This is a genomic window from Paenibacillus sp. JNUCC 35, assembly GCF_058269095.1.
In genome coordinates this window covers 4901122-4927846 of sequence record NZ_CM177771.1, presented here as the reverse complement: position 1 = coordinate 4927846, position 26725 = coordinate 4901122, and the positions used below count along the sequence as shown (strand labels likewise).

The window sequence follows — 26725 nt, the reverse complement described above, 5'->3', positions numbered from 1 at the left end:
GGCAATCACCTTATTTCTTTACAAAGTTTACTTCTTTCGAAGTAACGCGGAAATCATCGGCTTCGAAGGAAATGTTTTTGCCGGTAAACTTCATATTACCGCCGACCAGAGTCACTTCTCCGTTGGGACCGAAAACGAATTTGGAGGAGCTTTTCTCAAACTGTACACTGAACTGCCCGCTCGTTTCGTCTTCTAGCTTAATCAAGTATTCCTTGGATTTGGTTTCAATTGGGGCAAGTTGGGAATTCAGTTGAACACCCTTATCCGTAAACTGTAGGCTCCGGTCATGGGGCGCATTGTTGGTGACATAACGGTAATCCAGCCCACCGTTATATTTCAGCTCATAGGCACGGCCGGTGTTGTAATCAATCTGATTGATCGTTAACGGATCTTTACCGCCGTCCCCGTCGCCAATCACGCGTCGTGGGAGAGCTAGCTCGCCTTCATTGAGGAAATCGGTAATCATTTTTTCACGGAAGTCGCCAAGCTTGAACTGGTAGGCAATGTAACTGGTTTTTTCCTTGGTCAAAATCTGTCTTTTGTCATCGGTCCAGTACAAAAGATTGCCTTTGCTGTCTTTGCTCTGCTCCTTGGCTTCGACCTTGGCCGTGATCCATTTGAATTGTTTGTCCTGAATTTCCATGTAGTTGACGAATTGTCCGACGTCGGCGTCTTTGCCGAGGGTTTTCAGCCTGGATACGGTAAGATTGCTGATATATCCGTCTTCGGCTGTGATGGTCGTAACGGCAAGCAGCTCGGCGGCAATACGACCGGCTCCTTCGATATCGATATTGTGAAGGAACATTTTGCCCTTCTCGCTATCGACCAGGACCTCGTTCTTGCCGTTCGTGATTAACGCTTTCCGGGCTTTTAAGGTCCCGTCCAGCGAAACCGAAAACGGAGCGGAATCGAAGCTTTGATGGCCGGCCCAGATTCCGATGTTGGGAAACACGCGGAAGGCGAGGTCACCGGTACCGATGGTAAGATCGGAGCCGACAATATGGCCGTTCTTGAATTGGGATTGCTCGATTTCAGCCGTCACCGCATGCATGGCCCGCGTATAAAAGTTGCCGTAATAATCAAAGCGGGAAGGAGCATTGGCCCAAACGGAAGAGCCGATCGCCACGCCATCCTTGTCCACTTTGAATACCTGGTTGCCTTCGCCGGCCTGGAAATTGCCTTTCATGAACAAGTCGCCGTCCAGCGAGGTGTACAACGTTTTCTCGAAGCTGTTGGTCCGTTTACGCTCCAGCGTAAGCCCGTTCTCGCTGTCGAGCGTCACTTTGTTGACGATAGTAGACACGAGGGAACAGTCCTGTGTATCGAAACGGTTGATCGTCAGGCCGAAACGATCGGGCTTCTCCTCGATAAGGCCGATTTTCATCACTTCGCGGTCGCACCGGTCCGTGATGGTCGTTTTGGCGCCTTCGGTCAGCCAGATACCGTCGTCGTCCCCGATGATGACCCGGTTGGTCGTCAAAATCTTCCCCATTAACCGCTCGGCTATAATTCCGTCCGGTGTAATGGCGGTCTCATACCTCAGTCCGCCGGAGCGGGTGAGGGCAAGGGACCCGTGCGTCGCACGCAGGAAGCGGTTCGGATCGGCGGGATCGGTGATCGTAAGTCCGCTGCGGTCGAGGGTGACGTACTCGTTGTTGGCCATGTTAATTTCCTGGGTCACTTTGTTCCAGAAGTTTTCCATGAGCTGGCTGGTTTCGCTGGCGTCGATAACGGCCTTGCCCCAGCGGTCTTTGTTATGGTTCAGGGTAGCGGAAGTCCCGATACTGGTCGCCATGAACTTTTCCATTTTTTTATAAGGGTCCGAGATATCTTTGACGTTCGCAATGGTGAGGCTGATACTGCCGCTGCCGTAATCAAACGCCATTTCGATAATCCGCGCGGTCACCTTCGTTCTCATCTTCTCGTACTCAATCGTGACGGTGTCACCGAGAACAAGCTTGTCCCAGTTATGCTGCTCCTCGACAATCTCCAGGAAGTTCACGATGTCGATATTGAAAAGCAGCTGAGGCTTCTGCATTTCCCGGAATTTTTCCATCAGATCTTTGTACAGATCTTTGTCGTGAATATAATTTTCATCCACAAATTCCTTCTCGATAATGAACGGGTTCAGCTCATTCAACTGGTCGCGGGTAAAGTTGTTTTCTGCCGAAAGGAGCTCTTTAAGCGCCGTAATCTGTACCTCAATCTGATCGATTTGGTCCTGAAGGCTTTTAATCTCCGCGGTTTTGGTTTCGATCTGCATTTCTTTGTGGTCGAGGCTGTATTTGTTGATGAGCGCGTCGTCATTGCCGGTGCCCGTGAATTCATCCTTGGTAATGGAAGCAATCTGGATAAAAATTTCCGTATCCTTGGGAGAGCCGCTGATTTGAACGACGGATTGCTGGGTACCGGAGATTTTGCCCGATAAAACCCATTCGTTCGCGCTCAGCCGGGACGGTGTGCCGTTCACGGTTACGGAAAGGTTGGAGACATCTGAAACTTTGCAGAAAACCGCATACCGGTTAACGGAAGATTTCAGCGTCGTAACGACCGATCGTGAAGGTCCCGAGTAGGTGAATTTCTCGAACCACATATTTTTATCGAACTGCTGGTTGTTTTTTAGGGAAGTAATCTGGGATTGCTCCAGTTTGAGCGCGTTCAGCTCGTTTTGCCTTGCGGATAACGACGCCTGAAGGGGTTCCTTCCGGGTCAGCAAAGATTCGAATGAGCCTTTGTTGGCTTCTACGAGCAAATCGTAATCCAGAAGGGCGTGACAGAGCGAATCGGTCATATAATCGCTGTGCTGAAGGACCTTTTTGGCCGCATCGCGTTCGAACGGATAGAGGAAATAGCTGAGATCCTGGATGTAGGGCTGCCCGGTCGGATTGACTCTTTCGATGGACAAGCCTTCCTTGCCGTAGCCTTTGAGCCGCGTCACCATCTCGTCGGCCTTGGATTCCCGGCCCATCCGTTTGAGGTAATGGCCGTAGGAAAACTTCAGGCCTTTGTTCAGGCCGTACAGCTCCGGCTTCATCAGACTCACCTTGCGGTTGATCGTGTCCCATTTGACGACAGCGTTGTAGGTCTCGGCGACTTGATAGACGGCATCGAGCACCGTATTGCTGGAAAACTCGAAATCGCGGTAAGCAAGCTCGAAATCGGCGTCGATATACCCGACGCTCCATACCGTCCGGGACAGAAGGTCATTCATAATCTGACCCGCATGATACGAAACCTGCTTGTAATCTTTCAGCATTTTATCCGAAAGCTCGTAAGCCAGGGAATAGGCCGTCACGGTTCTCCGGTCGCCGTTATCCTCCATCTCGTCGCTGGGAGAGGTAATGATGTACCATTCTTCGCTGTCTCCGAGTACGACTTTCAGCAAATACCGTTCTTTGATTAACGGAATATGCTCGTTGGGAACAAGCTGGTGGTGGTCTTCCACTTCGTACGGCAGCTGGATACGGATATCATTCAGAGCGTTCAGCTTAATGTTCTGCTGAGGCGAATAAGCTTCGCTGAGCTTTGCGATAATTTCCTTGTCCGGTTTAGCCAGAAAAACTTGCGGCTTGATCGGTTTTTTGAGGAGATCGATTTCTCCAAACACATATTCACCCCCTTAAGCCTGCAGCCTTTTAAATTCATATCTGAACTGCAGTTTTCCGTTTCCGTTGATTTTAAGAATATTGACTCCGTAAGGCAGCTCCAAATACTGGTCGTTAAAATTGGCATACCGGTATTTTAGCGGGATGCTCGTTTCAATCTGCTCTCGGTCCCCGTGAATGTACAGCTCTTCCTGATCCAGGAGGCTTGTAAACTTAAATTCTCGGTTGTGCTGGGACGTATTGATAATGGAAAAATCCCCGGAGCCATCCTTCGTAATCCAAATCTCGGGGCGGATGGTCAGATCGCCCTTGTTCTCGATTTCGATAACCGGTTCCAGCAGAAACCGGATCTCGTGAATAACGGGGCTGACGGCCCGATCGTCCGTTTTCAGGAAAAAACGAAACTTCACCCGCGCATCCGTCAACTGCGAATGCGTATAAATATCCGGAATGGACCCGCCGCTCACGGCGGCCTTCCAGCCGGACCAGGAGGTTCCTCCGTCCATGGATACATTCGTATACAAGGTGACGGAGGTGCCGGGCGGCTCGTCCGCACTCCAGGTCAGCTTCGTTAAAGCTCCGTTTCCGTCGAGCTGCACAGGTAATTCTTCCGATTCGTAATACCCGGTAAAGCCTGTTACATCAAGCCATGTCGCCATATGATCATCACCTACTCGATTTTTCCGAAAGGACGGAATTGGCAGGGCGTACCCTGTTCTTCCCAGGTTGCAATGGGGTAGGCGATCCAGGTCACGTTGTTGTCGACCGTTGCCGCTCCCTCGCTGGCAATCCAGTTCGGTTCGAAATTAAAGGAAAGCCCCGCTATCGTACAAACAAAAAAGTACCCGTTGGGTACTTTGGGAACGACGATATCATAGTGAACATAGTTTTTGGCGGGTGCCCACGTCGTTGAGTTTTTGATGTCATCGACGGTCCCCTTCGCGGTTGTCGGGAACGTGGGTTCGTGAACACCGCTGGTTCCGGGATGAATGCACTTGTAATAGTGCCCGTTATCCGCAGCCGGAACGACAAGATCGCCCGCCCGGTATCGGCGGAAGCTTTGCCACGCGGGCGCCGCTTCCCCGAAGCGGAGATTGATCCAGCCGGCATAACCTCCGATCTTGAGGTCGGTATTCCAAATCCGATGGCCTTTCTTGTACATGCCGTTTACCGGAATCGTATCGGCCGCTTTCTCGCTTGCTTCATCGAGGATGCGGAAGTTGTCCGCCAGTTCGAGAATGGTTTGATGCTGTTCATCTGTGAGCTCCGGCATAGTGAGCTGCAAATTTTGAGTAAAAGTGGACATTCAGGCACCTCCTTAATCGATCCATCTTTTGTTGGCGGGCACTGAGGCCCACGTTCGTTTCTGGGGATCGAGTGTAATTTTGTCCGACTGGTTGAGGATAACTCCGTTCAAGGTTCCCTGCTTAAATGAAGACTGCTCGATCCGGATCGGCGATTCGTCCCATTCGTAGAGCCTTGAGGTGTACTTGGGGGAGTAGGCGTAAGGTCCGTCGCATCTCATCGTCAGGCGAATATAGCCTTGGTTGCCCCCGTTGTGAAAGAGCTGGGAGCCGGAAACCGGCATGCAGTAATAAATATGCTCCGGGTTGGCTTCCGTATAAAACGGCTTGTAATAGTCCACATTGAGCCACCGGGCGACTTTACGCAGATGTTCTTCGTCATAGCGGTCTTCAAAAGCGAACGTCAGATCAAACGTCAACGGAGAAGAGGAAATACCCTGAAAATAAGGATTTGCCCGTCCGCGGACGCTGTCTTCCTGCAGGGAACGTTCGGCCAAAAACGTTTCTTCGTAAAATCCGGTGTCCATGCTGCAGTTAATGAGTCCCATATCTACCGAGTAGAGGCCGTCGAAATAAAAGTGCATCGCTTCCTTCATGTCTGGATCCGAACTCCTCTCGCTTCAAGCCCGCTGATAAAGTCAAGCGCAAACCGTTTGCCCGCGCCCGGTTCCTTCACATCGGCAGGAATGGTGATTTCCATTTTTTGAATGTTGGTGCTCGTATTCGTAGCGGATGCCATGGCAAACGGATTCAGTCTGCTGAAGTCGAACGACTTCACCCCGTTGATAATGGAACGAGTCATATCGACTACTTTCAAGAGATTCGACGTATCCGATTGAGCCAGAACGATTTCTTTCTGGTCCAGCAGCGCTACTTTGGGCCCCGTGCCGAAGGAAGGGGTCATTCCCCCCGTGTCGAAACGGGTGGCTGCTTCAAGCTCTGCGTAGGTATAGTCGTCGGATTGAATGTTGTGTTCTCTACGTAAGCGGTCATTGTCTTCAGCGGCTTTATTTCTTGCTCCTGTAGAAGATGTCGGATCTTCATAAATCTTTTTATTTTTCAAATATTTCTTAAAATCCTCATCCGGCATATTGAACGGATTTCGATAGTTGTAAAGATCCACTCCACCCGGAGTCACGTAGCTGCCCGTCGCGGGATTGTATTGGATGTTAATTCCTCTGCGACGCAGTTCTTCCATATATGCCTGGTTGGCCTGATGGTACCCTGCCTTTTCCGCAGCGTTAGTTGTCTTATTATAAGCATCACTGTTGCTCTGCATATTTTTAAGAATCTCGTCTACTGAGAGCGGGGAGGAGGCGGTAGGCTTATAACTCAGCTTCTCGACCTCTTTAAGCTTCCCGATCAGAACGTCGAGCTGCTTGATGAGATTGTTTTCGATACTGGCAGAAGTTTGCATAAAAGTGGAAGCCATGGTTTCGGAAGTTGTTTGCAAATCCGTCGAAAATTGAGTGATTTTGCTGAGGAGATTATCCGAAATGTTAACACCGATCGTCGTCATATTGCCGTTGATGAAGGCGCTGAAAGCATTAAGCTCCTTAGTCGCTTCCGTAATATTTCCTTTCAGGATATCCGAACGAATCTGGGCGAATTTCTTCTCGTTATTGACTTGCTCCTCGTAAAATTTCTCGACGCTCTTTTTTCTATCGTCCAGATCGTCTTTCTCTTTCTCGAATTTTTTGTTTTCGAGCTGGGTTTCTTCATCAATATATTTCTTTTTGTTATCCAGCTGTTCCTGAAGACTTTTCTTTTGCTGTTCCCGGTCGCGATTGGTCGTTAAATCTTCGATTTCGGCCGTTTTATCGGCCAGTTGTTTTTCCAGCTCGGCGACCTTGGCTTTGCCTTCAACGGTCGTATTCAGTGCACGCTTCTTAATCTCATTAATTAAGGCGTTTTTTTCCGAGGTCAGCTTGCCAAGCTGTTTGTTATAGTCATCCAGACTGGCTTTATCGTCGATGGCTTTGAGCTGCGCATTGATCAGATCCTCATGCTTGCGCATTTCTTCATCCAGCATGCTCAGTTTCTTTTTATGAGCCTTTTCCAGCTCCTCGATTTCCGTCTGGATTCCAGCCAGGAGAACTTCCTTCTGTTTGCCGTACATCTCCTTGTAAAAGTTGATGACTTCATCGGCCAGCTTGCTTGCTTGAGCTTTGAGGCCTTGGCTTGTGCTGTTCATCGCGATCTGAAGATCAAGCTGATTCTTGATGGAAGTTTGCAGCTGTTTATTGAAATCGTTCCACTGAACTTCCGTCAAACCGGCGGTTTTCATCTGTTCCTCAAGGGTAAGCTGTACCTGCTTCTCCGCAGCAATCTTGCTCTGGATAATCGTTCCCTGGTTGATCAGCTCTTTGCTGTATTCCGCCGTTCCTTCCTCCAAAGCTTCCATGCGCTTCTTGGAAACGTCCAGCATGTCCGAATATTTCTCAACCTCCAGGGCCGCTTCTTTCACCGTACTCTGTGCTCTTTTGTAGGCCGCTTCGCTGATCTCGTTCGAGATGTTCATCGCCAGCTTTTCGTTTTCTTCGATGGAGTCTTTTTCCTTACGGATCTGTTCGGGAGTCAGCTTGCCGGAATCGATGTTATCGCGGGATACTTTCAATTCCGCGTCGATTTTTAACTTTTTCTCATTGACAAGCAGAAGCTGGTTGCTCAAATCCCTGCGGTAATTTTCACCGGTCTCCAGATGGGTTCCCATACTGTTCTTAATCTTTTCAATGGAACTGTCGAGATGCCCGAGCGAGTAGCTGAGACCGTCTTTGCGCAGACGAAGGAGGGAGTCGTACGAATTGTTCAGCGCTTCCGTCATCTCGTTAATTTTATCACCGTTGGCGTTGTATGCGTTCTTGAGCATTTGAAGCTTTTCGAATAAGCGCTGCACTTCGTCCTGTTCCTGCTTGATCTGGTCAAGTTCCTTGTTCTTCGATTCGTTGGACCTTCCCCTGGCATCGTGTACTTGCTGGGAGCGGACTTCATACGATTCCATCACATCGGAGAATGATTTCGTTCCCTCGTTATTGGGGTCGAACCACGTATCGAAGTAATCCTGGTTGCTCAAGGAACTTTTGTTAAAGCGTGCCCCTTCCGTGCGGACGGTATCGGCTTGTCCGCGCATCTTATCGTTCGCCGCATTAAGCTCTTCCAGCGATTTCTTCTGGGACTCGTAGAGACGGGTGGTTTCCGCAATCGCATCGTTATAGTTCTTGTTCTGTTCATGCAGCTTGATCTTCCGTTCGATCTGGTCATTGACGCGTTTGCGCGCTTCGTGTTCCTGATTGAACGTGGTGATAAGCTCCTTGGTCCTATCTTTCTCTTCCAGAGCGTCTTTAAGCGCTTCTTCTTGCTTGGCGGGGGAGGAGGAGGAACTTCCGCTGCTCTTGTTTTTGCCGGATACACCGAAAGTCGGGGAGTTGATGAGCTTGGACAGTTTATCCATCTGTTGGTAGTATTCAATAAAAGCATCTAAATCATCGGTGGACTGGTCAAAAAGTGGATTCAAATCTCGCTTGTTCTCAATCATAGCAAGAGCATTGTAATGAGCGGGATCCGGATTATTTAACTGGTGTTTTTTTTCAAGGAGCTCAGCTTTCTTTTTCTTGGCATCTTCCAGTGATCGTATTCCGCCTGCTTCAATACCGTAAGCTTGAAGACGCATCATGGAGTTATTGAGTGCGGCAAGAGATGATTTTCTTTCCTGCTCCACATCACTGTCAGCTTTTTCTACCTTCTTTTTTTGAAGGGCGTCAAGGGCGCTTAATTCAATACTATATCCGTCTGCCGTTTTGATGATATTATCGCTTAATTCCGGATACTTAATGATGAGTTCGGCTATGGCATCCGCAGAATAAACTTGGTTTTGCGAGACGTCACTTATTAGCTGGTTAAGGGGTCCGATTTCATCTTTTGCCCTTTTGGTCGTATCAGCAAGAGCTTTATAATTTTCCTGCAAGTTCAAAGCCGCTCTGTTATCTCCAATTGAAGAAGAGGCTTTTCGGAACTTCTCCATAATCCCGGTGAGTTGTTCGCCCTTTACGCCGACTTTAGCCAGCATCGTTTCCAGCTGACTTGTATCGCCTGAGGCCATTAACTTGCCTAGATCGATTTTGTTGGCGGCAACATAGTCTTTAAGCTTAACTACCATGGTTTCATAGGAGGTAAGAATACCCATATAGTTAGAATTGTCTATGGAGGTGGAATCTTTAAATGCTGAACTGAATTTGTCCAGAAATAAGGCTGTGTTTTTGTCTGTATTTCCGGACTCTTCCAGAACGACTTCGTTAATCAGCTGAAATCCCTTTCCGAAATTTAAACTGCTTTCCCTAATCTGCTGTGATTCCTTGTCGACATTCGCCCGGAGTTTACCGAAATTGGCCCTGGCAACTTCTACAGCAACCGGAAGATTTCCGTTAAATTCTTCCATAAGGTTTTTGACGAAATTAATGGATCCGCCTTTAAGATCGAATGAGTCGTAAATATTTCTAATATCTTGCTGTAATTTTTTCTGCTCTGTAGGATCGACTCGCAGCAAATACGGATCTACGTTATTTTTGTTGACGTAATCTTGCACATATTCGGTTGCCTCAAGCTTCGCCTTGGATTTTCTGTATTCGGGGCTTTGTTGGATAGTCGCCAGATTTTTTTTGCTGGTTGTAATTTTTTCGGCGTCATCACTAAGGGTAGAAGAAAGATTATCTCGTTCGGTCTTTTTCTTGGCAAGAGCCAATTCTTTCTCTTTTTTGATCAGTTCCGAGATCTCTTGAGACGTTTTGAGAACCGCTCTGCCTTCGGCATCATAATGGTCGATGACTTCCGGCATGATACCGACCATTTTCTCGCGGACGCTGTTTAATTCTTCGGTAGTAAGCTTGCTGTCATTGTACTTGGCATTAAGCTGCTCCATCTGTTTGATATTCGCATCCGTTTGAGCCAGGCTTTCGTTCATTTTATCGAAGTTAGGCTGTTCCTTTTCCGCTTTAAAAAACAGACCGATAATTTTTTCCAAGCCTAAACTTACTACAGCAAGCCCTGCGCCTATTAAAGTGGCGGAAAGGAACCCTCTAAAAGCTACTTTTGCAGCATCCAAAGCTGCGGTCATACTTACTGTAACACCCGTAAAAAGTGTTCCAGCTGCCGCGGCAGTTCTGAAGTTTGTATTGAGCATCAGCATAGCGGCGGAAACGCCGCCCAAAAGGATAGGGACCGGCCCTATAACATCCACAAAGATACCTAGCGCTTGAACAGCTACTGTCAGTACATCCATAAAGATAACGATGGACTCCGATTGAAAGGCATTTTGCCAAAGTCCTTCAGTTGCAACTTTAAATCGGTTTACAGCGGCTTCACTGCCTTCCTGCCACTGGGAAAATTGCCTTTGCGCCGTGCCGGCTGAATTTAAAGCTCCTTCATAGTATTTTAAACTATCTCCGTAGCTCTCCATTAAATTCGCAAAGCCGGATTGTTGGCTGGTTCCTGCAACGGTTGCCGCGATATAGCTTTTCTGCTTGGTCGTAAGCCCTTCCCACTTGCCTCCAAGCTCGTCCATTACGTCCCCGAAGTTTCTGAAATTTCCTTTATTATCCTTCAGTTTGACGTTGACGTCTTCCAGTGCTTTGGTTACCTGATAAAGCTGAGTATTATCTTCTTTATCGGATCCGGTTTGTTTGAGCGACTGCATTCTCGTCAGAATTGTTTTGATTGAATTTCCGATGGTTGAAGCAGAGTCTTTTGTTTTGGAAGAGACAGCAGTAACCCAGGAACTGACTTTTTCAAAATTTACACCGATTCCGTTAGCGGATCCGCCAATAATTTGGATAGCCTCGCTTATTTCCCCGGCCGTAGAAGAGCTGGCATTCCCTAGATAAGAGAATACGTCAGATGCGCGCACCATATCCACATTCATCGCCGATACGGCTGAAGATAAAATTTTAGCGGATGCCGCATAATCGAGGTTTGAAATTTTGGCAAATCGGACCGTGTTCTCTGTTCGTTTAAGCATTTCCTGCTGGTTTAGCCCTTGTCTGGCAAATTCTACGGCTACATTCGCGATTTCTTTCGAACTGACATTCAGCTTTTGTCCAAGTGATTGCATACTGACACTGTATTTTTGAACTTCTCTTTGACTCTCGTTGAAAATGATGGATAGCTGAGTCAGTGATTTATTAAGCTCGTTGACATGTGTAATTCCATTCTTCAGGAACTTTATAATTTGCTCCATATAAGAAGAGTTAGCAGCTGCCTTAAGTGCCTCGGGAAGGATTGTTACTATATTAAGATTGTTCATATCGTCACTCCTTTCTTAAGATTGATAATCCCGGTTTGCAAGGGCTCCGTCATTTCCCGGCCGTTTCAGCCGAATCGGAAACGGACTCATCCAGAGGCTGATGCAAGACCGTCCTGATCTCGTACATGGCATCCTGCTGATCGAAGCCCTCCAGAGGAGTTTTGTTCAAAAACTTCAAGAGATTCATCACCATATTGGGCGAGAGCTCATATCTAGGCATCGGCTTGGTCTCCTTCGGGGGAATTGTCTGCGAATTCGTTTTGCAGCGATTTATTCACTTCTGCTGTCAGACTTGTGATGCTGCGCTGGATTTCCTCGAATACGCGCTCGACTTCGGAAAGTTCAAAAGCATCCATAATGGTGTCCAAGTAGTCTGCGTCTTTGAGCTGGCGAAGCATATCGAGATGTTCTTCGTAGGACTTGGCGTTGGTTTCAATGGAAGTAAAATACCGGATGACAAGCGCCACCGTGAGTCCCATTGCGGCCCCCGCGTCGAAAGGCTTGGCTTCTTTCATGGCCTGCTGCATGAGACCGATAAATTCGGCCGTTAATTCATTGGTTTTGGACGGGCGGAAAATCATATCGAGATCGAGCTTGGACTGACCCAGCACAATTCGCTTTTTGTCCTTATAAATCTGGTTGTTCTGTCGTTTGACCTGCGGCAAGGACAAGTTCTTTTCTTTCTTGCTCATAATGGCACAGCTCTCCTTATCGGTTAAATAATCGGATTCAAGAACCCGCTATCCAAGTCCCTCAAGTTCGTTATTTAAAAAAAGGACAGAGGGAAGCCCTCTGTCCGGTCTGTTCTTAATCTTCGTGTACGATCATGTCGTAGAGAGTATCTACGCCGCCTACTTTAACCGGGAACACGTCGAATACAAGCGTCAAGCTGCTCGGGTCGCCGGTAGGGGAGTTCGCGATGGTGAAGTTAGGCTGCAGCTTGGCTTTGAAATATTGCAGCTGAGCGGAAACCATTTCGCCGGAAACTTCATCCGCATATACAGTATCGCCGACAAGGAACACATACGGAGGGAATCCTTTGGCGGTAAAGGACAGCTTGTGCGCGTCCGTAGCCAGCTGACGGTAGTAAACTTCCACTTCCGCACCAATCGCAATGCTGGCCGAAACCGCCAGTTTCAGCGTATTGGCAGCAATGGATTCCACGTCTTGGCCTTTGCCGAGAACACCATTGACGTATTCGAATACGGCCACGTCTTTGTTGGTGCCCACTGGTGTTTTGCTCAGCTTGATTTGTTTCTTGCCCGTGCCGTCGTCTTCGACTTTCAGCACTTCACGTTTGTAAACTTCGTGGGAGCCGGATACGATATCTTCGCCGGCCAGCATGGCAAGCTGCTGCATCGTGAAGATTTTGGTTTCGATCGTGACTTTGGTTTCTTTGTCACCGTGCCATGCGATGCGGCGAGCATTGCCGGCACCGCCGCGTGCGTACACCGTAGCGGCCGTGTTTTCCGTCTGTGCGGAAGTGGCATAGTCCATCGAGAGAAGCGGTGTTTTAGTCGCAAAGTTAAAAATTTGAAGATCCATGATTTCTCTGGATCCGTAACGTCCAAGATTAAGTGCCATAGTAGTAAATCCTCCTAAGATTGTGGTTGTTTGGTTTGTTTGGATGGTCTTGCGGGGTTATAAACGGCTTTTTACAATCCATTCGGGCAGCTGCTCGTCTTTGCCCAGATAACCGTTAGCCCATACCCGGAGCAGGCGGGTATGCTGTTCCTTGAGGTTTAAACGTTCGAATTGTTCGTAAACCTGGTAAATTGTCAGCTGGCTGACGTTGAAGATATGAATCCCGTTTCCGTCGGCATTGCATAGAATGGACAGAATATCTTTGAGACCCAGCGAATCCGATGTGTTTGTTTTCTTGTACTGATCTCTCAGCTTTTGCAGCTTGTTGTACATCTTTTTGGCTTTGTCGTTTTTAAACGAAACCGTCTGTTTATCCTGCTCCGAAATCCCGTTGGTCTCCTGAATGACCGAAATGAAATTCTTATAGTTCTTGCGGTTGACCGAGGCCTCGCTTGTTCCGTAGAACCCGTTTCTCTCTTCATCGAAAACAATCGGCTGTTTCGTAAAGAAGGAGAGCGCTTTGGCGATCTCATTACGAATGGGTATGGAAGCCGTCAACAATTCGAAGGCATCCGCCTGCTCAAGAAGTTCAACGTTAGGCTCGGGTAGCCGCAGCAGATATTTCAGCACGTTTTCTTTGTTAAAAGTGGCAAGCGTCAAATAGATGTTGTAAGCAACTTCGCCCAATTCGGCGATTTCATGAATCGTGGGAGAGTGGATAGGCAGACCCAGCACATCAACAGGTTTTCCTAAAAAAATACCGAGACGATTGTCCATTAGATAGCTCTACTCCATGTACATGATAGTTTGTTGCTGCAAGAGGGGAATCACCTTCCTTTCGAAGTGCCGGCGAACTTTAAAGGAATCGGGAATACATAAATGGAAGCTAGGACAGCTTCCTTACGCTAACAAAAATACACCCGTCCATTTAGGTGTATTATTGTAATTATTTATTTTTATTCCCATTCTGATAAATACCGGATAACGACTTCACGTCTTTCTTTTTTTCTTCATGCTCTGCGTCTGCCACTGAAGCTGCTTGCTGCGTTTGCAAGGATCGCAGTACTGCTTTTTGCTGCTTTTATAGATGAACTCTTCTCCGCAAACGATACAGGGTTTCCTCTTCACGGGCTTCGGCCTGCGGTCGCGGATATAGTTCTGCATGTATCCCGTCAGGCATCTGCAAAAATATTTGATCGCGTAGTTATCCTCGCTCCACCCGTCTATGGAAGCTTTTATTTCCCAGCCGTGTCTGGATTCGTATTCTTCTATAGATAGATAGTTGTCCATAATGCGCCGGATAAACCCGTTTATGAGGTGTTTATATTCCGGCCAAGACAGCTCCAGTTTATTGTGACGGCATTGCTGACGGATAAGCTCGGCCGCCGCGTATTCTTTGGCTATGTTTTCCCGGATCGTTTCAAGGTCTACTTTTTCGTCGTCTTTCACTTTCTGAACGGCTTTGTAATATTCCTTCTTGGGGGTCTGAAGGCAGACATAGTAGGCTTTATCATAATAAACATCCGGATCGCACAGCCGGGCATACACATTATTCACATGAATTCGAATATAATCGACAGGTTCCAGAGCGCCCTTATAGAAGCTTTTGGCTACCGTGTAAGGAATCCGGTTGTGCTCCGAGAAGAAATCTATAAGCTCGGGACGGTTCCCAAGCAGGGAACCATCTATTTTAAAGGTATAAAACCTCGAATAATTTTTTGAGGTACAGCCACTTTGCCACAGAAGGCGGGTAAATTCACGGACAAGCTCTTCCTTATCGGCGGAAGCGGTGTAATCTTCCAGAAGCTCGTTAAGAAACATAGGCAACCTCTATTCTTCCATTAGTTTGTAGTACTTACCGAGGAACTCGTAAGCCCCTTCTTCGGTGAAATCGGCTTTCAGGATCGTGCTGCGTCTGCCTCCAGGCGTGTTTCGTTTCAAATTTTCCAGCATGATATCACCGAAAACGGACCAGCATAAGATTTTGTCTTCCATAACCGTCCGGTAGGAGACTTTAATGAAATAGTTGGCAAGGAGTTGTTTCTCAACCGGAATCTTGCGAATTTCCTCCTGATAGGACTCTATCATTAGGCCCAAGTCTTCTTCTTCAACGATTGCGTTCCTGAGATCGGTCTTGAAGCGATTTAACAAGCGCTTGATCTGTCTCATAAGCTCCTGATCCGTCAGCGTCAGTTCATGATCGATCAGCAGATCGCCGTTGCTGCCGGCTGTGCGATCCCAGATCAGATTCTTCCGCTCCCATTGGGCGGCGTAATCGCACAGTTCGTTTAAAGCGGAAGGGGATCTGAATGCGTTAAGCGGAATTTTATCGTCGTGACCGGCCGTTTTGTTCGCTTCTTTGATTTTGTTGTAGACCTCCAATTTCTTAGGATAGTTATAGAGGAGGAAGTAAGGAATCTTTTTCATGTAAGTACGAAGCTGCTTGCTGAGTGTCCATCTGTACCCGGTTTTGATAAAATCGATCTCTTTACCCTGATACAAGCGGAGAAGTGAAATGTTGTCCTCGTTTCTTTTGCGGGATCCCTCGTCCTCCGTCACCTGATTTAAGATGGCCGTCGCGATATTGGTAATCTCTCCGATGCGGTTATCGCGGCTGTTGCATTCGTAATGAAGAATATTTTCCGCGTTGTAATCGACCGGAGTTACCGCCTGCTTGTCATCCATATCGATCACGATAGGCTTGTCTATCTTGCTGCCGATAAGAATTTCGTTCGTTGTGAGGAAGAAGCTGTCTCCGTCTTCGTCGGCGCCCCCCTGCTGGGGAAGCGTAAGATCGTGAATATTAATCATACACAAATCTTGATCTTTGAAATATTTCAAGTATTTATTTGTTATCTCGTTACGGACCAAACGTATTTTATTCACTTCCGACGGGTCTACGAGCGGACTTCTAAAAGAGAGGCATTCTCCATCCGGAAGCGACGGAGCGTAAAACTGCCCCGCGTCCAAGCAGCCTCTTATTTCAAGCCCGGCACAGTATTCGAGATAGCCGATAATATCTCCCACGATAATATGATAGAAGCCTTCCGTGTAAATTTTCCCGTATTTCATTTGGGTAATGGCTTTGTTTAATTTCCTTTTTAACATGTTGCGAAAAGGAGGGTCCGTGAGCATCCGGTCGTTGATAAGAACGGCTTGAATATATTTGCTGGTCAAAGAATTGGTGTCGGTATCGTGAATGCCCAGAAACTTGAGGGTATAAAATTTGTTGCCTTTGATGATTTTTTCGAACAAATCGGTTGTGTACCTTGAAAGCCGGATAATTTTCCCGTGGTTGTTCTCATCCAGAATATCGTAATTCTTATCGGGTTGCTTAAATTGCCGGGAATAGGCGGGATTATTCAGATCGAGACACTGCAAATATTGAAAATTCAGCTTGGCATAGACGGGAATGTCTTTGGTGTGGTGAGTAAACTTGCTGAGGCCTATCTGATACCCGTATGTTTGGAGCCGTTCCAGATACGTTTTCCAGGCTTTTTCGCCAAACCCCTCTTTAAAAATTCCGTAGGCTTTCCACATGGAAACATTCCAGATGCAGTCGATCTTCTCCACAGGATGCGATTCGCCGAAAATATCCTGCACATGGGTGATGCCCTGATCCCGGTAAAAGTCACGGATTGGCGCCTCTACACTCATTCCTTTCAGAAAAGGAAGACGGATTTGATAGCCGGCAGGGGTATAATCCAAGCCGAGAGCCCGGCTGAAAACTTCACTGATTTCTTTCGTATGAACGCCGAATCCGTCAAAAGGGGACAGGCCGACATCATGATAGCCTTCCTCTATCCGCTTCTGATTTTTGTACACGTTCGTTTCGCCGGTCGCGGGGTCCGTGTACTCCTTATCCTGTATAGAGGCATAACGGACATGCTGAGCCGGGAGAATCTTCTTGTATTCGTCCACCATCACGATATAGGGGAGCTTCTCCGTATCGACGAATTGGCAGGAACTGAAAATCAGGCAGCGGTAGCTTTCATATTTGGGAATGACGCACTGCCGCACCGGAACACCCAACTGGCTGCGTTCCATCAGACCGGCATAATAGGTTTGATCTACAAATACGGTCATTCCGTCCTTGGCCTGAGACGAGCTTTTGCCGAACCGGATAAACCGTCTGCCGTTATAGAGGAAGCCTTCGTTAATAAGAACCGCCAGAAGCTCCAGATTTTTCGGGGTATGCTTGGCTTCCACGATAATCAACTCGTTAACTCGTTCTAGCTCGCAGCCCCTCACCATGTTTAACTGCCGGAGCAGGGGAGAGTCCTGCTGCTTGACTTGGCAGCTTTTTTCGTCGTCGGAACTTAATTTCAGATCGTAGTTAGATTTATGAATATCTTTAATATTTATTTTTAATAGCGTATAGGTCTTTTTTACGTTCACCGTAAGCTCCCCTTTTCTCTGCTTTTCTGACGGATGCATATTTTTTCTTTAGTGCAGGTTCCTCAATCGGGCCGTCATAGTACTGGTCCTGCCATGTACGGATAGAAAATCCGGTCATTTTCATCGGTATCCCTCCTTTTCCAAGATATAGTAAGGTAACATCCAGATCATAGCATATAAAGTAAAAAATTAAAATAAAAATCAAGCAATTATTTCTCTTATCACCGGAAATCGGAATGGGACAATTTGGCGCGGGCATAAACATGAACCGGAAATGAGGTGATCCGTCGAATGGCCTCTATATTTAAAAACGGCAAAACGGAGAAGTGGGAGTTCGTATTTGACTACTACAAGGACGGAAAGCGGAGACAAGTCCGGCGCAGAGGATTTAAAACGAAGCGAGAAGCGAGCGAGCATATGGTCGATTTGCAGAAGGCGGTCCGCGACCAAGCATATATCGAGACCTGCAGGATGACGATCGACGACTTCCTCGCCTACTGGCTTCAGCACATAAGAAAATTTCAGTGTGAGGAGACGACTTATTATAACAACGGGTTGTACGTTAAAAATCATATCCGCCCCAGAATCGGAGCTATCAAACTCCAGTGTTTGGATGACCATACTTGTCAACAGTTTGTGAACGATATGCACAGGGACGGTTTTGCCCGCAATACGATCGACCGCGTCGTTTCTGTACTCAAGCAATCGCTGGATAAAGCCGTCGATTTTAAGCTTATGAAACAAAATCCGATGAGAAAAGTCGCTTTGCCCAGAGCGGTCAGAAAAGAAGCGGCCGTGTGGACCGTGGAACAGGCGAATACTTTTTTGCGGAAGACGCGGAACAGCCGTTATCACTGTGCGTACTCCCTTGCGCTGCTGACCGGAATGAGACAAGGCGAAATTCTCGGGTTGAGGTGGAAGGATATTCATTTCGACAAAAAAATCCTAACCGTCAACCAGCGTCTGACCAATTACGGGAAGAGTATTAAGAGCGGAGCTAAAACTTCAGCGGGCGTCAGAACGATCTCGCTGCCGGACCGGTTAATCGAAGTGCTGAACAAACAGCGGGAACAGTACGAACAAGTAAAAAAAGAACGGGGCAGCCGGTTCATCGACATGGATCTCGTCATTTTTAATCTCACCAACGGAAAAACGGTTTACCCCTCGAATCTAACCAAACGTTATCAACAGGATGTGAGCTTGGCGGGACTTCCTCATATTCCTTTTCATTCCATGAGGCATACCCATGCCACGATGCTGATCGAGCAGAACATTCACGTGAAATTGATATCGGAGCGTCTCGGCCATTCGAAAATAGGAGTGACTCTCGATATCTACAGTCACGTATCGCCAAGCATGCAAAGGGAAGTGGCAGACCGGATCAATGCGATTTTGAATCCGTGACCGGTTTGTGATCAACCCGTATGTGGAAAATGCTTGAGAGGGGAGCGGCGGGGAGTGCGGCCGGCTATATCATGTGCGGAGCACTTGATGTCGCTCTGCTGAACGAACGGCTGAGCGACCGCCAGATTATCGCCGCCCGTGCCACCGGTGTGAAAACCATCGACGAGCTGCTCGACGCTCCGCTGGAATCCGTTACGCATACGGCCGAGGAGATGGGGATCTTCGCGGGCATGACCGGCCGTGACGCCGTACTTAAAATGATGTAGGAAACTCGGAAAACCTCGGGTGCGGGTGCTGCCGCTGCGCAGACGCCCGCCTCTTTTTTTACGAGGAAAAACTTGCACGTTATCCTTCATCTAATTGTCCCAATAGATCATTTGAGGTATAATTCCCATGTAATGGAAAATTCGATCTCAAATTTTTTTATTGACCGATGTCCTAATAGATTTATTTCGTGAAAGGGAAACCTGCAGGATTCGTTGGTTTTAGAAAGCGGTGATGGTTTGGGACCCAAAATAACTTCGATTCGCACACAATTGAAGAGCTATCTAGATCGCCGGCAGATGACGATTAACCAATTTGCGGAAGTATCCGGAATCAACTCCGGTACGTTAAGCATTATTTTGCACGGGAATCGTCCGATTGCCATGCAGCAGCTGGATCGAATGACCGCCGGTATGGGGCTTCACGAAGGCCATTTCTATGACGTGTACATTGAAGAATGTTTTTTTCATTCGAATCCGGATTGGCGCAGATTGGGGCCGCTCATACACCGATGTGCGGAGCTGGGCAAACTGGACCTCCTCTTGCGCGTGGTACGGCTGATGCTGGAAAATCTCTCGTATCTTTCTTTGTTATTTGAGACGGCCGAACAGTTTCATTCGGAAGGAAGAAGAGAGGCTGCCGTGCTTTTGTATGAGTGCATTGCGGAAAGTGAAAAGTATCAGCATTCCGAAAGACTGGCCCTCTGTCAGTACCGGCTGTTTACCCTTGCCATAGGAGATGATCTAAAAGCTAATTTACGGGCGGCGACCTTATTCGAGAGCTATGTGCCCCGGCTAGACGTATCGGATCAGTTGGATGCGCTTAATCAATTGGCTTATGTCTTCGGGACTCTGCACGAATGGGAGAAGGTCGATACACTAGCCAAAGAGCTGCACCGGATTGCGGCCATTCAGTACCGGCTTGAGCCGGCTTCGGAATCCGGCAGGGAGACTATCAAGCAACCCAAGCGTCCGCTTTGCTATTATATCCTCCAGGCCCTGCTGATCCGTTCGGTGGTATGTGAGGAACGCGGCCAATTCGATCAGGCGCTGTATTACGTTTCCTTGTACGCGGAACCGGACTGGGTACGGGAACAATCGGATGAGGAGAAACGTATTGTCGAGCAGTTTAGAGAATGGGCGGTAGCGAACACTTATTTGTACCGCATCATGTCGGGTGAACTCATGGTTCTGCCCGAATACATCAACTGCATCGCGTCCCGCAAGGACGATATTTTCACGGCACTCTGCAAAATCGTACAAATAGCCAATCGGTACGGATACGAGATCGACGATATTCTGGACCGCTTTTCTTCTCATCTTCCCTATCAAACCTATCAATCTGAATTTGGCGAATACAACAAGCCCGTTATGAAGGAGCGGTACGCCCAGTTTTTGAGCGATTTGGCGGCCTATCACTTGACTCAAAATCGTAGAAAAGGTATAAAGTTTGTACTGCACGGATTGGAATTTTCTGTTAGAATAAATAGTGAGAGAAATATTATTCAATGTATGGCGCTTTTTGAGAGATTTAGGGATCTGGCAGGCGTCGAAGAAAAAATCGAGTTTAAACATTTAGTGAGCGAGGTGCGATTAGGATGAAAAGAAAACTATCGGTTTTACTCGTGCTATCAAGCTTGGCAATCGCTGTTTTGGCACCAACTACGGGATTTTCAGCTCAACCGCAGACGCAAGTACATAAGATCGTACAATTGGGGCATGGCTGGGGAAATTAACCCGGCAAAATTAACAGGATAGCAGCAGAAAGGGCATTCCCGGGTAATCCGGGGATGTCTTTTTTTATTCGGGGGAGAAGGCGTCTAAGCGTAATGTCATTCGGACGATATCCTATAATTTAACAGAAGGGTGTAAAATATGACAAGAACAGAGGTAAAGGACAGGTTTTGCATATTACCTATAGGAGAGTATGAGGATGGACGAAATTCATCAGCATATTGAAGAAATTCGTAGAGAAATGATGCGGCTGGCAGGGGAATATGGATTTTCCGATTCCAGGGTTCTAACTAAATCTCAGGAATTAGACCGTGTTTTGAATACCTATCAGCGGGAGAAATGTAAGCTCAAGGAGCAGAGGTATCCGGGTGTTATTCATCTAAGCCTCTCTTCTGTAACCGGTCCCGCCGAATTCATAAATTAGGAGAATACCCGTATGCCTACTTCGATCATTCAATTGTTCAATTCCGATCAGCTCATCATTGTGATGTTTTTGATGTGGGTGCTCATAAGCGCCATGTTTATGGTATTTCATCTGGACGGTAAAAAAAGCAAGCGTACACGTGATAAAGTTGACCCGAAGAGAGAAGAACTGCCTGAACACGAGCATCGCAAAAATGAACGAGGGCTGCTTTAACGGTCAGAAAACCGATCAAAAGCAGCTCGGATAACTAAGAGCCTTCTTGTGCGTTTCGATCTTTTTCGAACGCTTATTTGCGTTAGATCGCAACTTGCCGAGAATGCTTGAACCAAACGGAGCCGGAACGCGCATCTGTGATTGCCGATTACGCGCGCTTTTCAGCCCAAAAAAGCGGTTACCGCTGCGCGAAAGACGCGAGGGTAACCGCTGCTTGCAAGGTGCCGTTATGCCGCTTTCGTTTACGGAGTCAACTTCGGCAGCGTCGGAATGGTCTGGCTGCAGTCGCCTGCCAGAGGCAGGTTGCGGCACACATACTGGCCTGCGCTGTTCTCGGTGGCGCCGTCCGAAGGGGCCGGCAGATGAACGCGCTGCTTCCACAGCTGCCAGAGCATGAAGCCGTCAAACGACTTGCCTTTGTTTTTGACGTATTTGACCAGCGTCTCCACGTTGTAGTAAGCGGAGGCGACGTTGTTCTGGCCGTTCAGCATCTCGGCGTCGTAGACGGTTCCCGGTGCGGCATTCAGCTTCAGTACGGCACCGCCGGAGCCTTCGGGCGCAATCTGCAGGCCCATGTTGATCGTCCCGCCGTAGATGGCGCGGTACGATTCGTAGCCTTCGCGCGGATCGTAATAGACGCCGCCGTCGTAGGACATGAGGTTGATCATGTCGATTTTGCTGCCGTGATCTTTCACGACGCGGTACATCGTGCCGCCGAAGGGCGAGCCATACTGGACTTTGCCTTCTTCGAACGGCGAGCCTTTCACGTAGTAGGCTCCCGTGGACCAGCCGGCGATGGAGATTTTCAGCTTCGCGCCCCGTGCCTTGATTTCGTTGTACAGGCTGTTGATGATGCCGGCGATTTCGGCGTCTTTGGAACAGCTGAACGATTCGGCTGCGGCTTTGTTGCAGTTGCTGCCGCTCGACTCCCAGTCGATATCCACGCCGGAAGCGCCTAGATCCAGCGCGAGGTCGACGACATGCGGCGCGTTGAAGTTCCCCCACTGGCTGCCTTGGCTGTAAGACCAGCCGCCCACGGAGAGCCACGTGTCCGTTCCGCGCGCATTCAGTGCGGCGATGTTGCTGCGCAGATCCTGGGACTGCTGCGGCGTAAACTTCAGCTGGCCGCGGCCCGTAGTGGCGCCCTCGACAAACTCAAAGCCCGCAACTTCCTGGTCGAAGGCGTAAGAACCTTTGACATATTTCGTATCCGGTCTGGCGAAAGACAGGTTGACATCCGTGATGTAATTCGGGATGTTCTCCAGCTTCAAATCGTAGATGCTGGTGTTCCAGGTACTGGCGTAGGCGACGTACCTGCGGTCCGGGGAAGGCGTGGTTCCGCCTTCCGGTGTCGTCACGCTGACCGGAGCGCTTGCGGCCGATACGTTGCCGGCCGCGTCCTTGGCCTTCACGGTAAAGCTGTAGGCCGTCGAGGCGGTAAGGCCGGTGACGAGGGCTGTCGTTCCCGTCACGCTGGCGGCAAGAGCCGTTCCCTGATAAACATCGTAGCCCGTCACGCCGACGTTATCCGTCGAGGCTGCCCATGACAGGGAGACGCTTGTGCTCGTGGAGGCGATTGCCTTCAGTCCGGAAGGAACGGATGGCGCCTGCGTGTCTGTCGTTCCGCCGCCGGTGGAGCCGCAGTCGCTCACATACTTCCAGGCGCCCCAGGTGTTCGCCGTGTTGGGCTGTTCCCCCTGCGTCCACCATTTGGCTTCAAAGGTCTTGTCGGAGTAGGAGACTCTTTTGCCGGCCGTGTAGACGGTTGTAGAGTTCCAGGCGGGATCCTGGCATGCCGCCGCAGCCGTACCGGCCGCATTAGCCTGGCTGGAAGCCAGAGCAGGCACTACGCCGAGGCCAAGCGTGAAGGCGAGGGCAAGGTGAATCATTTTTTTTCGGGGAGTTGCGTAAGAAGTCATCAATCGGTACGCTCCTTTTTAATTGAGATAAGTGCGGGTTCTGCCGGTAAGCGGGTTGGATAAGCCTCCTTTTTTGTAAACGGTTACAAATGCACTTTTATTATCCCATGGCAGCTCGTCCCGATTAAGGATAAAAACCTATTATGGAGGGGGGAATTTCGACAAAGTCTTTTTAGCGGTAAAATATTCCTCGTTTAAAGGCGGATCAAGGCGGGCGGTTAGCAGCGAAGTTTGTGCCGGTATGAGGGCCGCTTTCATTCGGATTTTCGGAGAGAGAGGAGCGGATAGATTGACTAGCGGGAAGATGATTTACCGGATGACGGAGCTTCTGCTTCTCGCCGGTTTGATTTATTTGATAAGAGGATATGTGAGCGTTTATCTGGTGCGGTCCGTGGGCCTTACGGATTGGCAGGCTGCTCAGGTCGTATGGATCATTCTGCTCGTGTGTTTGCTCGTTTGTGCGGCGATCGTCATCCTTCAGGGACTGCAGACTTATCTCAAAAAAAGGGGCAAGTTTTAAAAGAGCCAATATGCGGCAGATAATTGAGGCTGGACGAAGACGGATATAGAATCAAGTCCGCTTGTTCGCCGGGAAGTCGGAATGCTGGGTAATACTCGGCAGCGGCGAATCGGAGGTATTGTTATGGTTAAACTATTGGTAAAGTGTTTCCTAATAACGGTGGCTGTGCTAATTGTTGTCGGAATTGTTCATTTCATTAATGGGCAGGGCTGAGTCAGGGAGCCTTCGGTATCCATAAAAAAACCTCTGGAGCTGCCGAAGCAGACCGGAGGTTCCGGATGCGTTTAAGGCAGGAAGCTGCCTCTCGCGCTGACGTAAAGCGAATACCACTCTTCGCGGGTCATGAGTTCCGCCTGGCGCTCGGCGTCCCGGCAGGCGGCAATGCGCTCCGCGTTGGCCGTGCCGATCACCGGTTGGATCATGGCCGGATGCCGCATGAGCCAGCCGAGTACGATAGCCTCGCGCGTGGTCTCTTTCTCATCCGCAAGCTTGCCGACGAGCTCCGCCGTCTTGCGGATGTGCTCCGGCTCCGATTCTCCGAGGTTGCCGGAGAATTTTCCTTGGGCCAGCGGGCCCCATGCCTGGATCTGGATGTCCTCCATCCGGCAGTATTCCAGCAGCCCCTCGGAGAAGTTCACCGAAGTGCCGGCCTTCTGGTTCACGTGAACCCCCTGGTCGAGCCAGTCGTGGCGCGCCAGACTCATCTCCAGCTGGTTGACGGCGAGCTGATCGGGCAGCGCACGCTGAAGGAAACGGATTTGGGCGGCGCTCATGTTGGACACCCCGAAATAGCGGACTTTTCCGGCGGCTTTAAGACGGCCGAACGCTTCCGCGACTTCTTCCGGCTCCATCAGCGGATCGGGTCTGTGCAGCAGGAGGACGTCGAGATAGTCGGTGCCCAGACGGCGGAGAATTCCGTCGACGGCTTCGCCGATATAGGCTTTGGAGAAGTCGTAACGTCCGGGAACGTCCCCCTCCGCGAAGCGGATGCCGCATTTGGACTGGATCACCATCTCCTCGCGCAGGCCCGGCTTGTTTTTGAGAATGCGGCCGAAGGTTTCTTCCGCTTTTCCTCTTGTATAGATATCGGCATGGTCGAACATGGAGATTCCGATGGAAAGAGCGGCTTCGACGGCTTTCTGCGCCTGCGTTTCATCTTCTTTGGTCACCGGATCGGAATTCCAGCCTCCGCCGAAAGGCATGCAGCCCAGTACGAGACGGCTCGCGTTCAGGCCGCGTTTTTTTAACGGTAGTATGTTCATCATCATTCCTCCTGTTGTAGGCACTATGCGGCAGACGTATGTACGTTGTTCATTATACCGAATCCTGCGGAGAGTGCCAAAAAAATCAAAAGGAAGATCCGGGGAATTTACCGGAAGGTTTCTTTCTCTTCCCTTCCTTTCATGCCACGCGCAGCTCGCCGGCGTACGGAGCGGTGTCATTGGTGAAGGAGGGCCTCTTTGTATTATACTGATAAAGAGATTAGTTCCTTAAAGGAGGCTGACAAGTATGTTCGTAAGTCTGAACGAGTTTCAACAGGAATGGAAGCGAGAGGCTTCGTTGACGGGAAAAATTTTAAATACGTTGACGGACGAGTCGCTCGACCAGAGCGTCGCGTTGGACCACTTCTCCCTTGGAGAGCTTGGATGGCATCTGTCTCAAGCCATGTACGGCCTTTTTTCGGCGGCAGGCCTGAAGTTCGAGGGACCTGAGCGAGGCGCGGGAGTTCCCGAGTCCGCCAAAGAAATCGCCGATGTCTACGAGCAGACAAGCTCGAACCTGCTTCGGGCGGCGGGCGAGCAGTGGACGGACGAGACGCTGAAGCAAAGCATTACCGTGTTCGGCCGGGAAACCACGATTCATGGTATCATGCGCTTCGTTATTCAGCACCAGGCTCATCACCGGGGCCAAATGACGGTCCTTATGCGCCAGGCCGGCTTAGTTGTACCGGGCGTTTACGGCCCGAGCAAGGAAGAACGCGAGCAGATCGGCAAATAATCGGCCCGGAGCAAACCCCGAGCGGAACCTGCAAAGCTTTGCCGGAGGCAGCGTACATAGCTTCTATAGGAGAACATCAAGTGAATTTCGCTTGGTGTTTTCTTTTTTAAACCGGAACAAACCTAAGAGCGGGGGAGGACGAGAGATGAGAGGCGAGTCGGAAATGGCGGGGCTGCTGCGCCGGTTGGCGGAAGAGGAAGAAGAAGTCCGGGTGATGCTGATGACAAGCTGCGGGCGAATCCCCATGTTTTACCGGTCTGTTGTCGGACTGCGACGTCGAGCTGGCGGCGGAAGCCGGAAACGCGCTCGGCTACGAGTATCCTGCCGGGCTGGATACAAGGGGCGCCGCATATTTGGAGAAGGTACGGAAGCTTGCCCCGCAGGTTGCCGATTTCTGCCCGTCATGAGGGCCGGTACTAGTAGGGCCCGATCATTTACAGCCGCGTGGCTGCCCCTTGCATGCGATAACATACTGCACGCCGGGAGATGCCTAAGGTGAAATACAAAGAACGTGTGCATGACATGCACGCGTTTTTTTGCGTCTCCGCGCCGGATCGACCCGCTAAGGAGCCGTTCGGCAACCGTTCGTTTCGCCCGAAAATGGGGAAGGAATCGGCAAACTACTTTTTCTGTTTACATTCTTTTAACGGAACTTTTCTTTTTCAAAAAGCATTTTCAAATGAGACCAAGGATGCTACTCTAACAGAAGGATTGACTTACAAATCATGGGAAGAGGAGCTTGCCATGCGAAGCGAAAAGGGGACGGAACCCGTGAACGGAGGGAGACGGCTGCTTACCTGGCGCTATTACAGCCTGTTTCTGCTGCTTACGATCGGATTGGAATACGGGGCTCTCGTCGCAGGTCGTCTGCCGTTCGGCGATGAACTGACGGGCTTTCTGGTCATGATGGCCGTGCTTGCTTTTAGTGTGCTGCTGGCGGTGTTTACCTTTGTTTTCGGCCTGCTGACGTGTCTGGAGAACAGACAGCATGGGCTTATCGTGCCATGCGCTCTTCTGACCGCCGGATTATATCTGGCCATAATCAAATGGGAAGGAATGTGATC

General features: G+C 49.3%; 22 protein-coding genes. 8 read left to right on the top strand and 14 right to left on the bottom strand.

The features are described 5' to 3' along the window. Window positions 1-10: 10 nt before the first annotated feature. The 12 genes from AC2TF6_RS22260 to AC2TF6_RS22205 all read right to left on the bottom strand — a co-directional run bounded on the left by AC2TF6_RS22260 (window position 11) and on the right by AC2TF6_RS22205 (window position 17310). Complete coding sequence (locus AC2TF6_RS22260; protein WP_491308536.1) at window positions 11-3607, bottom strand: phage tail spike protein; 3597 nt, start codon at window positions 3605-3607, stop codon at window positions 11-13. Between the two features lie 12 nt (window positions 3608-3619). Beyond that, entirely contained in the window at window positions 3620-4264 is a 645-nt protein-coding gene (locus AC2TF6_RS22255; RefSeq protein ID WP_491308535.1) for a phage tail family protein, read from the bottom strand. An 11-nt stretch (window positions 4265-4275) separates the two neighbouring features. Then, window positions 4276-4911: a hypothetical protein gene (locus AC2TF6_RS22250; protein ID WP_218229194.1), complete on the bottom strand. Its 636-nt coding sequence runs from the start codon at window positions 4909-4911 to the stop codon at window positions 4276-4278. A 12-nt stretch (window positions 4912-4923) separates the two neighbouring features. Then, complete coding sequence (locus AC2TF6_RS22245) at window positions 4924-5505, bottom strand: phage tail domain-containing protein (RefSeq protein WP_317952046.1); 582 nt, start codon at window positions 5503-5505, stop codon at window positions 4924-4926. After that, window positions 5502-11204, bottom strand: a complete 5703-nt coding sequence (locus AC2TF6_RS22240) for a phage tail tape measure protein (RefSeq protein ID WP_491308534.1) — start codon at window positions 11202-11204, stop codon at window positions 5502-5504. The genes AC2TF6_RS22245 and AC2TF6_RS22240 overlap by 4 nt, the downstream gene beginning before the upstream one ends. Window positions 11205-11253: 49 nt before the next feature. After that, window positions 11254-11424, bottom strand: a complete 171-nt coding sequence (locus AC2TF6_RS22235) for a hypothetical protein (protein ID WP_181024339.1) — start codon at window positions 11422-11424, stop codon at window positions 11254-11256. Then, entirely contained in the window at window positions 11417-11896 is a 480-nt protein-coding gene (locus AC2TF6_RS22230; RefSeq protein ID WP_491308533.1) for a hypothetical protein, read from the bottom strand. The genes AC2TF6_RS22235 and AC2TF6_RS22230 overlap by 8 nt, the downstream gene beginning before the upstream one ends. A gap of 115 nt (window positions 11897-12011) precedes the next feature. Then, a complete protein-coding gene (locus AC2TF6_RS22225) occupies window positions 12012-12788 on the bottom strand; it encodes a YomU family phage tail tube protein (protein ID WP_491308532.1) in 777 nt (258 codons plus the stop codon). A 57-nt stretch (window positions 12789-12845) separates the two neighbouring features. Continuing rightward, window positions 12846-13565, bottom strand: coding sequence for a hypothetical protein (locus tag AC2TF6_RS22220; protein ID WP_491308531.1), 720 nt, complete (start codon window positions 13563-13565; stop codon window positions 12846-12848). 213 nt (window positions 13566-13778) lie between these two features. Beyond that, window positions 13779-14609 (bottom strand): hypothetical protein, encoded by an 831-nt coding sequence (locus AC2TF6_RS22215; RefSeq protein ID WP_491308530.1) that lies wholly within the window; start codon window positions 14607-14609, stop codon window positions 13779-13781. A 9-nt stretch (window positions 14610-14618) separates the two neighbouring features. Then, window positions 14619-17186, bottom strand: coding sequence for an RNA dependent RNA polymerase (locus tag AC2TF6_RS22210; RefSeq protein WP_491308529.1), 2568 nt, complete (start codon window positions 17184-17186; stop codon window positions 14619-14621). Next, on the bottom strand, window positions 17143-17310 hold the full coding sequence (locus AC2TF6_RS22205) for a hypothetical protein (RefSeq protein ID WP_491308528.1): 168 nt from the start codon (window positions 17308-17310) through the stop codon (window positions 17143-17145). Before AC2TF6_RS22205 ends, AC2TF6_RS22210 begins: the two co-directional genes overlap by 44 nt. Window positions 17311-17477: 167 nt before the next feature. Here AC2TF6_RS22205 and AC2TF6_RS22200 point away from each other — a divergent pair, with 167 nt between their 5' ends. The 5 genes from AC2TF6_RS22200 (at window position 17478) to AC2TF6_RS22180 (ending at window position 21224) form a co-directional block, all read left to right on the top strand. Next, a complete protein-coding gene (locus AC2TF6_RS22200; RefSeq protein WP_491308527.1) occupies window positions 17478-18590 on the top strand; it encodes a site-specific integrase in 1113 nt (370 codons plus the stop codon). A 20-nt stretch (window positions 18591-18610) separates the two neighbouring features. After that, on the top strand, window positions 18611-18856 hold the full coding sequence (locus tag AC2TF6_RS22195) for a YunC family protein (protein WP_491308526.1): 246 nt from the start codon (window positions 18611-18613) through the stop codon (window positions 18854-18856). A gap of 297 nt (window positions 18857-19153) precedes the next feature. Next, window positions 19154-20455, top strand: coding sequence for a transcriptional regulator (locus tag AC2TF6_RS22190; RefSeq protein ID WP_491308525.1), 1302 nt, complete (start codon window positions 19154-19156; stop codon window positions 20453-20455). 331 nt (window positions 20456-20786) lie between these two features. Continuing rightward, window positions 20787-21011, top strand: a complete 225-nt coding sequence (locus AC2TF6_RS22185; protein ID WP_491308524.1) for a Spo0E family sporulation regulatory protein-aspartic acid phosphatase — start codon at window positions 20787-20789, stop codon at window positions 21009-21011. A gap of 12 nt (window positions 21012-21023) precedes the next feature. Next, on the top strand, window positions 21024-21224 hold the full coding sequence (locus tag AC2TF6_RS22180) for a hypothetical protein (protein WP_369994497.1): 201 nt from the start codon (window positions 21024-21026) through the stop codon (window positions 21222-21224). Window positions 21225-21466: 242 nt separating this feature from the next. On the opposite strand, the gene AC2TF6_RS22175 is transcribed toward AC2TF6_RS22180, so the two are convergent. Beyond that, entirely contained in the window at window positions 21467-23143 is a 1677-nt protein-coding gene (locus AC2TF6_RS22175; RefSeq protein ID WP_491311705.1) for a fibronectin type III domain-containing protein, read from the bottom strand. Between the two features lie 289 nt (window positions 23144-23432). Between AC2TF6_RS22175 and AC2TF6_RS22170 the strand changes: the two genes are divergently transcribed. Then, complete coding sequence (locus AC2TF6_RS22170) at window positions 23433-23663, top strand: hypothetical protein (protein WP_491308523.1); 231 nt, start codon at window positions 23433-23435, stop codon at window positions 23661-23663. A 284-nt stretch (window positions 23664-23947) separates the two neighbouring features. On the opposite strand, the gene AC2TF6_RS22165 is transcribed toward AC2TF6_RS22170, so the two are convergent. Further along, on the bottom strand, window positions 23948-24925 hold the full coding sequence (locus tag AC2TF6_RS22165; RefSeq protein WP_491308522.1) for an aldo/keto reductase: 978 nt from the start codon (window positions 24923-24925) through the stop codon (window positions 23948-23950). Window positions 24926-25172: 247 nt separating this feature from the next. Between AC2TF6_RS22165 and AC2TF6_RS22160 the strand changes: the two genes are divergently transcribed. Beyond that, window positions 25173-25661, top strand: coding sequence for a DinB family protein (locus AC2TF6_RS22160; RefSeq protein WP_491308521.1), 489 nt, complete (start codon window positions 25173-25175; stop codon window positions 25659-25661). A 744-nt stretch (window positions 25662-26405) separates the two neighbouring features. Further along, window positions 26406-26723 (top strand): hypothetical protein, encoded by a 318-nt coding sequence (locus AC2TF6_RS22155; RefSeq protein WP_491308520.1) that lies wholly within the window; start codon window positions 26406-26408, stop codon window positions 26721-26723. Window positions 26724-26725: the final 2 nt, after the last annotated feature.

Coding starts and splice junctions, on each gene's coding strand:
- AC2TF6_RS22200 (WP_491308527.1), top strand. CDS start 17,478: ATGGCCTCTATATTTAAAAACGGCAAAACGGAGAAGTGGGAGTTCGTA.
- AC2TF6_RS22180 (WP_369994497.1), top strand. CDS start 21,024: ATGCCTACTTCGATCATTCAATTGTTCAATTCCGATCAGCTCATCATT.
- AC2TF6_RS22205 (WP_491308528.1), bottom strand. CDS start 17,310: ATGAAAATGACCGGATTTTCTATCCGTACATGGCAGGACCAGTACTAT.
- AC2TF6_RS22215 (WP_491308530.1), bottom strand. CDS start 14,609: ATGTTTCTTAACGAGCTTCTGGAAGATTACACCGCTTCCGCCGATAAG.
- AC2TF6_RS22245 (WP_317952046.1), bottom strand. CDS start 5,505: ATGAAGGAAGCGATGCACTTTTATTTCGACGGCCTCTACTCGGTAGAT.
- AC2TF6_RS22175 (WP_491311705.1), bottom strand. CDS start 23,143: ATGACTTCTTACGCAACTCCCCGAAAAAAAATGATTCACCTTGCCCTC.
- AC2TF6_RS22225 (WP_491308532.1), bottom strand. CDS start 12,788: ATGGCACTTAATCTTGGACGTTACGGATCCAGAGAAATCATGGATCTT.
- AC2TF6_RS22220 (WP_491308531.1), bottom strand. CDS start 13,565: ATGGACAATCGTCTCGGTATTTTTTTAGGAAAACCTGTTGATGTGCTG.
- AC2TF6_RS22240 (WP_491308534.1), bottom strand. CDS start 11,204: ATGAACAATCTTAATATAGTAACAATCCTTCCCGAGGCACTTAAGGCA.
- AC2TF6_RS22165 (WP_491308522.1), bottom strand. CDS start 24,925: ATGAACATACTACCGTTAAAAAAACGCGGCCTGAACGCGAGCCGTCTC.
- AC2TF6_RS22190 (WP_491308525.1), top strand. CDS start 19,154: ATGACGATTAACCAATTTGCGGAAGTATCCGGAATCAACTCCGGTACG.
- AC2TF6_RS22230 (WP_491308533.1), bottom strand. CDS start 11,896: ATGAGCAAGAAAGAAAAGAACTTGTCCTTGCCGCAGGTCAAACGACAG.
- AC2TF6_RS22255 (WP_491308535.1), bottom strand. CDS start 4,264: ATGGCGACATGGCTTGATGTAACAGGCTTTACCGGGTATTACGAATCG.
- AC2TF6_RS22250 (WP_218229194.1), bottom strand. CDS start 4,911: ATGTCCACTTTTACTCAAAATTTGCAGCTCACTATGCCGGAGCTCACA.
- AC2TF6_RS22185 (WP_491308524.1), top strand. CDS start 20,787: ATGGACGAAATTCATCAGCATATTGAAGAAATTCGTAGAGAAATGATG.
- AC2TF6_RS22160 (WP_491308521.1), top strand. CDS start 25,173: ATGTTCGTAAGTCTGAACGAGTTTCAACAGGAATGGAAGCGAGAGGCT.
- AC2TF6_RS22195 (WP_491308526.1), top strand. CDS start 18,611: ATGTGGAAAATGCTTGAGAGGGGAGCGGCGGGGAGTGCGGCCGGCTAT.
- AC2TF6_RS22235 (WP_181024339.1), bottom strand. CDS start 11,424: ATGCCTAGATATGAGCTCTCGCCCAATATGGTGATGAATCTCTTGAAG.
- AC2TF6_RS22155 (WP_491308520.1), top strand. CDS start 26,406: ATGCGAAGCGAAAAGGGGACGGAACCCGTGAACGGAGGGAGACGGCTG.